Origin of the sequence: Clostridium sp. KLE 1755, assembly GCF_000466465.2 — a bacterium.
GTDB classification, from domain to species: domain Bacteria; phylum Bacillota; class Clostridia; order Lachnospirales; family Lachnospiraceae; genus Eisenbergiella; species Eisenbergiella porci.
The window spans coordinates 110,164-120,356 of sequence record NZ_KE992741.1; the positions used below are offsets into that span (position 1 = coordinate 110,164).

Genomic DNA, 10,193 nt, shown 5'->3' on the forward strand with positions numbered 1-10,193 from the left:
CGAGCCGGTCACACCGGAATGGGGAAGACGGTGCAAACCGGAGCCGGGAGAAATGTACCGGGAATTCGTGGAGGCTGCCGGCAGCTGCATGCCCCTCCAGAAAAGCAACGCCTACGGACTGTATCACGCCCGCGCGCTCTATGAGGGGCAGCGCTCCTGCACAGAGGAAAAAAGAGTGGTTAACCTGACCAGGAACGGCTATGCCGGAAGCCAGAAATACGGAACGATTCTGTGGTCAGGCGATACGTATGCCAGCTGGGATACCCTGAAAAAGCAGATTGCGGCGGGCCTGCATTTCTGTGCCAGCGGCCTGCCTTACTGGACGCTTGATATCGGTGCTTTTTTTGTAAAGAAGGGGGAACCCTGGTTCTGGAACGGAGATTATGAAGAAGGCTGCGCGGATCCCGGATACCGGGAGCTGTATGTCAGATGGTTCCAGTACGGCGCATTCCTGCCCATATTCCGCAGCCACGGTACGGACTGCAGAAGGGAGCCCTGGAATTTCGGGAAAAAGGGCGAGCCGTTTTATGATGCAATCCTTGCGTCGATCCATCTTCGTTACCGCCTGCTGCCGTATATTTATTCGCTGGCCGGACAGGTATGGCGGGAGGACGGAACCATGATGCGCCTTCTGGCCTTTGATTTCCCGCAGGATGAGAGGGCTTTGGACATTGCGGACGAGTACATGTTCGGTCCGTCCCTGCTGGTCTGCCCGGTAACGCAGCCCATGTATTATGAGGCGGGCGGCGCAGTCCTTGATAAAACGGAAAAAAGCCGGGAAGTATACCTGCCCGCAGGTAACTCCTGGTATGATCTTCGCAGCGGGAAAAAATACGAAGGCGGACAGACGATAACGGCAGCCGCTGATCTGGACAGCATTCCCGTATTCGTAAAAGCGGGTTCCATCCTGCCCCTGGCCAAGCCCGGCAGCAGCACGGCGGATATGCAGGTGGAGATTCTCCTTCAGGCCTATGCCGGAGCGGACGGAAGCTTTACCCTGTATGAAGACGCCGGGGACGGTTACGGCTACGAGAAGGGGGAATACTGTGTGACACAGATTACCTATTGTGATAAGGAACGGAAAGTGGAATGGAAGACGGAAGGAAGGACTGAGTTCAGGAGAGGTGAATTCAGGGTGGAGATTGTTGGATAAAAGTAAGTGTTCAGCAGGGTTTCCGTCACTTTTCCTTATGGGCGACAGCATTTCTTAAAAAAAGAACAGGGATCATTAAGAATCGAACAGATACATGTTCCATAAAGTTTGCTATTCTGGAACCGGATGGAATGTTAAAAGAAAGGGGAAAAAAGATGAAGCTATGGTATTCAAGTCCTGCACGGCAATGGTGCGAGGCTCTGCCGGTGGGCAACGGCAGATTGGGAGGTATGGTGTACGGAGGATGTGCTCATGAGCTTATCAAGCTGAATGAGGACAGCATCTGGAGCGGAAAAGCGCTGGACAGAATCAATCCGGATGCGTTGGAAAATCTGCAGAAAATCAGGGAAATGCTGCATGACGGGAAGATAGAGGAAGCGGAAAGACTGGCCCTGTGCGCCCTCTCCGGGGTGCCGGATTCCCAGAGAGCCTATCAGCCGGCAGGGGAATTAACCCTGGATATGCCGGGCCTGGGGGAAGTGACTGATTACAGGAGAGAGCTGGATCTGGAAGAAGGGATTGCAAAGGTCGTATTTTCAGCAAACGAAACCCGGTATACCAGGGAGGTTTTCTCCTCTTATCCGGATGGCGTGCTTGCCGTCCGACTGGACGCGGAGGGCAGGGAAGGCATTTCCTTTGACTGCCGTCTTGGCAGGTGCCATAACTGGACGGACGAAATGGTAAGGGGAGGAGATACGATTTGGTTTACCTCTGGCTGCGGGGAAGGCGGGATATCCTTCTGCGTCGCAGCCCGTGTGCGCATATCGGGAGGAACTGTGGGAATCATCGGTCAGACTCTGACGGTTGAAAATGCCCGGAATGCGGAAATCTACCTTGCGGTGGAAACCTCCTTCCGGCATGAGGATTTTGTCGGGGCATGCAGGGACAGGCTAGATCGGGTGTGGGGAAAAACCTATGAAGAAATCCGAAGCGCCCATTGCCGTGATTACCGGAAGCTTTTCGGACGTCTGGAGCTGGCCTTTGCGCAGGAAGATCCCGGGCTGGAGGCATTGCCTGTGGATGAACGTCTGCAGGCAGTAAAGGAAGGCAAAGAGGATATCGGCCTGGTTTCGCTCTATTTCCAATACGGAAGATATCTGCTGATCGCTTCCAGCCGGGAAGGAAGCCTGCCGGCAAACCTGCAGGGGATTTGGAATGAAAGCCTGACGCCCCCCTGGGACAGCAAATTTACCATAAATATCAATACGGAAATGAATTACTGGATTGCGGAAAGCGGAAACCTGGCGGAATGTCATCTTCCTCTGTTTGAACTGCTGGAAAGGATAAAGGAAAACGGAAAGGAAACCGCGCGCCGCATGTATGGCTGCCGGGGATCCGTAGCCCATCACAATACGGATATCTATGCGGACACCGCGCCTCAGGATTTATGTATTACCTCCACCTTCTGGGTTATGGGAGAAGCCTGGCTGGCTACACATGTATGGGAGCATTACCTGTATACCAAAGATAAAGATTTTCTGGAAAAGCATTTCGATATCCTGGAGCAGAGCGTCAGCTTCTTTTACGATTTTCTGACGGAGGGGCCGGATGGTACGCTTGTGACCTCGCCTACCATTTCCCCGGAAAATACATACCGTACAAAAGACGGAAAGGAAGGGCATCTTTGCGAAGGCGCCACCATGGATGTGGAAATTCTCCAGGAGCTGTTCCGGTGCTATATCGGGGCCTGCGGCGTGCTTGGTAAGGAAGAAGCGCGGATCAGGAAGGCACAGGAGGTATGTTCCAGATTCCCGAAGTTAAAAACCGGACGTTACGGCCAGCTGCTGGAATGGATGGAGGATTATGAGGAACCGGAACCGGGACATCGCCATATCTCCCATCTTTACGGCGTTTATCCGGGAACCACCCTGACCTGGCAGGAAACGCCGGAGCTGATGAGGGCGGCAAGACGTTCCCTGGATCGCAGGCTGGAAAACGGCGGCGGGCACACCGGATGGTCCCGGGCCTGGATTATCGGTTTATGGGCGCATTTCGGGGAAGGGGAAAAGGTGTATGAGAATTTGCAGGCGCTGCTGGCAAAAGGGACCTTCCCGAACCTGATGGATAATCACCCCATGGGAGACGGCTTTGTATTCCAGATTGACGGTAACCTGGGAGCTGCCGCAGCCGTATTGGAAATGCTGGTGTTAAGCCAGCAGGGGCGTGTGGTTCTCCTGCCTGCGCTGCCGGAAAAGCTGAACGGCGGAAATGTCTGCGGGATCTGCCTGAAGGGCGGCGCCAGCCTTTCCATGCGCTGGCATGAGGGCAGGGTAACCTGGCTGAAGCTGGATGCAAAGGACGAGTTTAAGGCGCAGCTTGAGGTGAATGGGACGGAAGAATCCATAGCTTTGGCAGTGGGGGAGAGTCTGGAGAGGACGTATTGAGGAAGGAAAACGTCAGGGGAAATGTTCCGTAAGGCAGTGGATTTAACCGGACAGTCCAACGCTTTGCCCTGCCCGTATGAAAGCGACTCGGAAAGACAAGAATAACCAGATTAGAGCTATATGCTGCTGTATCTTACAACAGACAAAATCAGATAAAAATTCATTTTTGTGGAAAAAAAACCGGCGCTTCCGGCAGTATGGGAAGTCCGGTTTTTTGCTGCAACAGACAGTGAAAAATCCCGGAAAACCGGGAACTTTCCAGATATCTTAAGAATTGAATAATCCATGTTAAAAGTAGAATATATACATTTCAGCCAGCATTTGGGATGATGAAATAGAATGAGAATAGTATAGCTAAATATATGTGGCTGTCAATAAAAAAACAGGAGATACGGATATGGTAAACAGCAGAAACAAGAAACATAAACGCAGGAAGGACAACAGACAAAGTACGGTGCTTCAGCATTATTTTCTGACTTATTTTACGGTTCTGTTTATACCGTTGCTGATTTGCAGCCTATATTATATCCGGATGCTTTCCCTTTTGAGTGAAGACGATAGTAAGGCAAGAGAAAGTGAACTGGAACATGCGGCGGTATTGGTGGATACCGTACTAAATGAATTTGAATACCTGGGAGATTCCCTGGCGGCCAATCTGCAGGTCAATTCCTTTAAACGGACAAAGGAAGTATTCGGTTATGCCAATACCTATAAAGTATATGAACTGAGAAAATCACTGCCAGATTTATACCTGATAAATCAGTCGGTATTTGACTATTTTATTTTTTTTGACAGAAGCGAGACGGTGATTAATAAGACAATTGCATATACCTACGAGGATTTTTACAACCTGTATCTGCATGAGAAGAAGTACGGAAGCTATGAGGAGTGGTACGAGCATATAAAAAATGATGATTGCTCATTCGGCTTGATGCCGATGGAAGAGTATCTCTATAAAAAAGAGCAGTCGATCAATATGCTTGATTATACCAGGCCGCTTATGATGCCGGATGGGGCAGGGAACGGCAGAATACATATTTATCTGGAAGAGTCAGTAATGGAAACATTAATGCCGGCCATCGCTGATAACAGCATACAATTTATTACGGATGCTTCCGGGAGGCTGCTTTATCTGCGGAATGGAAATCCGGAGAAGCCATGGACGGCGGAAGAAATGCATGATTTTTTAGGGGGGGGGTAAAAACACCCGAAACCGGTAGCTGGCAGCAAGAGGTGCGTTTTATGGGGGAAAAGTATATGATGCTGAGCTATTTTTCCGGCAAATCCGGTCTTATCTATTCCATGCTGCTTCCCCAGAAGGTAATTAATGACAGAATGATGTCCAGTATTATGATCCTGAGCCTGTTTATATTGCTTGGGGTGACGGTAGGCCTCCTGCTCAGCTACCATATGTCGGTAAAGAGCGCGACGCCGATAAATGATATTTTAAATCAGGTATCCCAGGTCACGGAACGGTTTGAAGGACATCAGAATGTTTTTTCCAGCCTGAAAACCACCTTTAATTATCTGGTTTCCACCAATTCCAGGCTGGCGGATGCGATAGAGAGCCAGAAACCTTATATCAGAAATGCCTTTATTAACAGATTGATTTTCGGAAGCTTTATTAAAGAGGAGGAAGCTGACAAGATTGCGGAGCATATAGGATTTCCCTGCGCGGGCAGAGTATATGGAATTATTATTTTCCGGTTCCATCTGATATCGGAAAGCATCAGGGAAGAAAATCTGCAGCTGATGAGTTCCTGTGTTTTTTCCCTGCTGGAGGTGATTGAAAGGGAACTGCCCGGAAGCCTGTATACAAATTTGGGGGATGAACAGGTTGTTCTGCTTCTTAATATGCCGGAGAAGGAGAAGCTGTATTTCAGGCAAAATGCAGAACAAATGGTTCTTTCGATTAAGGAAGCCATGCCTTCCAATATTTCGGAAAAGCTGTTTGCCTATGGCGGAAATGAGGTGGATAGGCTGGATCAAATCTATGATTCTTTCCATAATGCTGCATACATGTTCAATAACGAGAGCGGACAGATAGAAAACGCGGTAATCTGGTATCGGGAGGCCGCCGGAAGCATCCCTGTTTATCCGCCTCAGGATTTGTCTGTAAAGCTGACTCATTACGTTACGGCGGGAGATGGGGACGGCCTGCATGATTTGCTTGAAGATATCATGAAGAAATATATTATTGAAAATAATCTTTCTGTGTATTTACAGCACATGCTCTTAAATGAGCTGCAGATAGTACTTTTCCGGATTTTGGGGCGCGTAGGCATGGAAGAGGAGGAATACCGGAAATATTATACGGGGCTGGAAGAAAATCACAATGCGGCATTGATCACCCAGATTACCACTACGCTGAATTTATACAAACAGGTATGTGATTATGTGGGCAGGCAGAAACAGCTTCAGGATTCCGAGGTAGTGGCGTCGGCAATTGTTTCCTATATAGATACGAATTACGGAGACTGTTGTCTGTCGCTGACAAGCGTGGCGGATCAGTTTGGCATCAGCGAGCCTTATCTGTCCAGCATTTTCAAACAGACGCAGGGAATTAATTTCTCCACCTATGTTGAGGCAATCAGAATCGACAAGGCAAAGGATTTCCTGAAAACAACCGCATTGTCCGTTGGGGATATTGCGCAGTTGGTAGGGTATGGTTCAGTAAATTCTTTCTGCCGTGCGTTTAAAAGGGTGACCGGCTTAAGTGCCTCCGAATACCGGAAGAAATAGCCGGAAACCCGCATAAAACGGGCAGTCTTAAGAATTGTATAAAAGAGAAAAAGGATTGTATATGGACTTTTCAACGGATATAAAACATAATTGGGCCAACGAAAGGCAAAGGAGGATGTACGTTGAAAAGCTTGGGGAAAAAGAAAAGAACAGGAAGGGGAAGCTTCGGACATTATTTTAAGGCCCACTGGCAATTGTATCTGATGATATCCCTTCCGGTAATTTTACTGTTGGTATTTGCTTATGCGCCGATGTATGGCGTGCTGCTGGCGTTTAAGAACTATCAGGTCAGTCTGGGTATCTGGGGCAGCCCGTGGGCAGAGAATCATGGCCTGAACAATTTTATCCGTTTTTTTAATAACTATAATTTTAAAGAGTGCTTGAGAAATACCTTGGTTATTTCGCTTTATTCTATGGTAGTGACCATGCCGTGTTCCATTCTGCTGGCATTGTCTCTGAATTATGCGAAGAATATTTTTTTCAGGAAAACCGTTCAGATGATTACTTATTGTCCCTATTTTATTTCCACGATCGTGTTCGTGGGGATTATTAACCTGATGCTGGATACCAGGGTTGGGATTTTGGGGAAATTTATTAAAGATACCTTCGGTGTCAGTGTCCTGGGAAGCGCGAATCTGTTTCCGTCTTTGTACGTATGGACCGGCGTATGGCAGGGAGTAGGCTTCGGTGCCATCATTTATATTGCGGCTTTGGCAGGCGTGGATATGGAACAGCATGAGGCGGCAATTATTGACGGGGCGACCCTGCTGCAGCGGATTCGCTATGTGGATCTGCCGGCTATCCTGCCTACCGCGGTTATTATGATGATTCTGAATATGGGAAGCATCCTGAATATTGGCTATGAAAAGGTGCTTGCCATGCAGAATCAGAACAATCTGAGTATGTCGGAAGTTATTACCACTTATTCTTATAAGGTATCGTTGGTTTCCACCTTTCCGGATTATCCGTATTCCACGGCAATCGGTTTATTCCAGTCCGTAGTGGGGCTGGTCCTGATTCTGATAACAAATAAGATTGCGGATAAGCTGACCGGAAACGGGTTTATTTAAGGAAGGTGGGAGCTATGAAAAAGAAAAAAATCACACAGGATAAGGTAGTTTATTTTATTAACTATGTATTGCTTGCCTTGCTTCTTGTTATTGTCCTATATCCGATTATTTATATTATCAGCTGTTCCTTCAGTTCAGGAAGCGCGCTGATGGCGGGCAGGGTCAGATTGCTGCCGGTTGAATTTACCTTTGACAGTTATAAAGCGGTATTTAAATATCAGTCCATTTGGTCCGGTTATAAAAATTCTGTCATATATACCATTGTCGGAACGCTGATTAGCATTGTTTTTACTTTGTTTGCGGCATATCCTTTGTCCAGGGATGACTTCCGGGGGCAAAAATTGTTTACAGGACTTTTCTTGTTTACGATGATGTTTTCCGGCGGTCTGATTCCGACTTATCTTTTGGTAAGGAATCTGAAACTGATTGATACTATGTGGGCCATTGTTCTCCCTGGAGCGGTAAGCGCCTATAACATGATTGTGGCTCGGACGTTTTTTAAGCAGACCATTCCAAAGGAACTCATGGAAGCGGCGGAGATGGACGGCTGTTCGGATTTTAAATTTTTTTCCAGGATAGTGATTCCGCTTTCCACGCCGATTGTGGCAGTATTGTGCCTTTGGGTTGCGGTATCCCTGTGGAATTCCTACTTTAATCCGATGATTTATATCAATTCGGAAGATAAATATCCTCTTCAGCTGGTGCTGCGCAGGATATTGCTGATGTCTCAGGTGAATCTGAACAGTTCGTCTGTAGATCCTCAGGTAATAGCGAAAAACCAGTATCTGAGCGAAATGTTAAAATATGGAACCATTATTATAAGTACATTGCCGTTAATGGTTATCTACCCTTTTGTCCAGAAATATTTTGTCAAGGGCGTGATGATCGGCTCTGTCAAAGGTTAGCATAAACTGGGAAAACCCATTTATAGAAAAAGAAACAAGGAGGAAACACATGAGAAAGAAAGGATTGATTGGAAAGAAGCTGCTGTCGGTCATTACAGTACTGGCGGTATGTGGTTCTGTTCTGGGAGGCTGCGGCAGTTCTGCCGATACTGCTGCTTCGGGAACAGCTCCGGCAGATTCTGCCGCAGCAGAAACAGGGGAGGCAGGAGCATTTGATTTTGCATCCGTAAGTGATGTGAAATTTCCTCTGAAAGAAAAACTGAATATGACGGTATTCGTGTATGCAACAACTACCGGAGGCGGTACCTATCAGGATAATTATGTAACTGACTGGATTGAGGAAAAAACGAATATTCATCTTGACTTCGTATATGATGTGGACGGAGATGATGCGAAAACCAAGCTGAATCTGGTTATGACGGATCCGGCAAGCATGCCCGATATTTTCCTTGCGACCAACTGGACGAAATCAGAGGTACAGTCTTATGGCCAGCAAGGGCTGCTGCTTCCTTTAAATGATTACTTGAAAGATGCTCCGAACTGGAATAAAATGAATGAAGAAAGTCCGATGAGAAAAGCGGATCTTGTTATGTCTGACGGTAATATTTATACCTATGGAGATCAGAATGAATGCTATCACTGCAGGTATCAGAACAGAATGTACATTTACAAGCCTTGGGTAGACGCGCTGAATGGAGGAAAAATCCCTGAAACAACGGACGAGTTGTATGATTTCCTTGTGAAGGTCAAGAATGAAGATCCCAATGGCAATGGGATTGCGGATGAAATTCCCATGACCGGATTTATCGGCGGATGGGCTACCGATCCTACGGTATGGATGATTAATTCCTTTATCCAGTGCAATAATCCTTTGAGCAATACCAATCCTACGGTTGGCGCGGGACTCGTTGTGAAAGACGGAAAAATTGAGTATTCCGTAATGAAGGAGGAATACCGCGAAGCGCTTCGTTTTATGAGTAAGCTTTATAAAGAGGGGCTTCTGGATAACCAGACCTTTACACAGGATAATACGCAGTTCTCCGCGGCCCTGAAAAATGAAGATGCGCATCTGGTGGCCATGTATCCGGCCGGAGCACCTCAGAATGACGAATTCTGGGCGAATAAAGACGGCGAATGGCAGGATTGGGAAGTGATTGAACCTGTGGCAGGACCTGAAGGAATAAGGCTGACCGCTAAAGGGCTTGATAACTATTTTGGTTCTAGTATCGGAAGTATATCCGCCAATTGTAAGTATCCTGAAATTGCCGTAGCGCTGTTTGACTTCATGGCAACAGAAGAAGGTACAAACGTTCAGGCATTCGGTCCGGAAGGACTTGGCTGGGATTGGACGACGGAAGGAACTTCTCTTGCAGGCGGTACCCCTACCTACCAGAAATATGTAATTCCTGAGGATTATGACTGGCTTGGAAACGGCTGGGAAAAGGAATACCCTGACAAGCACAGAACCTGGGTCTCCGATGCCAATGTCAGATGCAGTTCCGCAAGATTCCGTGGTGAAATGAAGATTGAGGATCCTGCTCATGATACGGAGTATTATCTGCAGGCAGCCGCTGAGAAATATTCAAAGTATGATCCCGGGGATGATACAATTGTTCCCAATCTGGTATTCGAAGGACAGGATGCGCAGACAATTTCCGAAGGTACCCTGACCATCGGCGGATATGTGAACCAGGCTACGGTACAGTTTGTAACAGGGGATCTGGATGTGGATAAGGATTGGGACACTTATCTTCAGAAACTGGACAGCATGGGAGTACAGAATTATATCGATACCTATCAGAAGTATTATGATGCATACACAGCGAATGCAAAATAACAGAATACTGCTGCTGTTCGGCAGGAAATAAAGTATCCCGGCAGAAATTTAATATTTCTGCCGGGATGTTTCTTGTGTCACAGTAAAAAATAAACCCCCTGC

The 10,193-nt window shown here is 47.3% G+C and carries 7 protein-coding genes; all 7 read left to right on the plus strand.

Annotated elements, in window-relative coordinates; all coding sequences use genetic code 11:
• Positions 1–1,153, plus strand: a 1,153-nt coding sequence (locus HMPREF1548_RS30115; RefSeq protein ID WP_021638537.1) for a glycoside hydrolase family 31 protein, incomplete at its 5' end; no start/stop codon positions are given.
• A 155-nt stretch (positions 1,154–1,308) separates the two neighbouring features.
• Complete coding sequence (locus HMPREF1548_RS20875) at positions 1,309–3,537, plus strand: glycoside hydrolase family 95 protein (protein WP_198168665.1); 2,229 nt, start codon at positions 1,309–1,311, stop codon at positions 3,535–3,537.
• A 397-nt stretch (positions 3,538–3,934) separates the two neighbouring features.
• Positions 3,935–4,738, plus strand: coding sequence for a hypothetical protein (locus HMPREF1548_RS20880; RefSeq protein WP_035323213.1), 804 nt, complete (start codon positions 3,935–3,937; stop codon positions 4,736–4,738).
• A 41-nt stretch (positions 4,739–4,779) separates the two neighbouring features.
• A complete protein-coding gene (locus HMPREF1548_RS20885; RefSeq protein ID WP_021638541.1) occupies positions 4,780–6,279 on the plus strand; it encodes a helix-turn-helix transcriptional regulator in 1,500 nt (499 codons plus the stop codon).
• A gap of 122 nt (positions 6,280–6,401) precedes the next feature.
• A complete protein-coding gene (locus HMPREF1548_RS20890; RefSeq protein ID WP_025489351.1) occupies positions 6,402–7,349 on the plus strand; it encodes an ABC transporter permease in 948 nt (315 codons plus the stop codon).
• Positions 7,350–7,363: 14 nt separating this feature from the next.
• Complete coding sequence (locus HMPREF1548_RS20895; protein ID WP_021638544.1) at positions 7,364–8,254, plus strand: carbohydrate ABC transporter permease; 891 nt, start codon at positions 7,364–7,366, stop codon at positions 8,252–8,254.
• A 49-nt stretch (positions 8,255–8,303) separates the two neighbouring features.
• Entirely contained in the window at positions 8,304–10,091 is a 1,788-nt protein-coding gene (locus HMPREF1548_RS20900; protein ID WP_021638545.1) for a type 2 periplasmic-binding domain-containing protein, read from the plus strand.
• Positions 10,092–10,193: the final 102 nt, after the last annotated feature.

Excerpts from the sequence above, each read along its gene's own strand:
- HMPREF1548_RS20885 (WP_021638541.1), top strand. The coding sequence starts at position 4,780 with ATGGGGGAAAAGTATATGATGCTGAGCTATTTTTCCGGCAAATCCGGT.
- HMPREF1548_RS20875 (WP_198168665.1), top strand. The coding sequence starts at position 1,309 with ATGAAGCTATGGTATTCAAGTCCTGCACGGCAATGGTGCGAGGCTCTG.
- HMPREF1548_RS20895 (WP_021638544.1), top strand. The coding sequence starts at position 7,364 with ATGAAAAAGAAAAAAATCACACAGGATAAGGTAGTTTATTTTATTAAC.
- HMPREF1548_RS20900 (WP_021638545.1), top strand. The coding sequence starts at position 8,304 with ATGAGAAAGAAAGGATTGATTGGAAAGAAGCTGCTGTCGGTCATTACA.
- HMPREF1548_RS20880 (WP_035323213.1), top strand. The coding sequence starts at position 3,935 with ATGGTAAACAGCAGAAACAAGAAACATAAACGCAGGAAGGACAACAGA.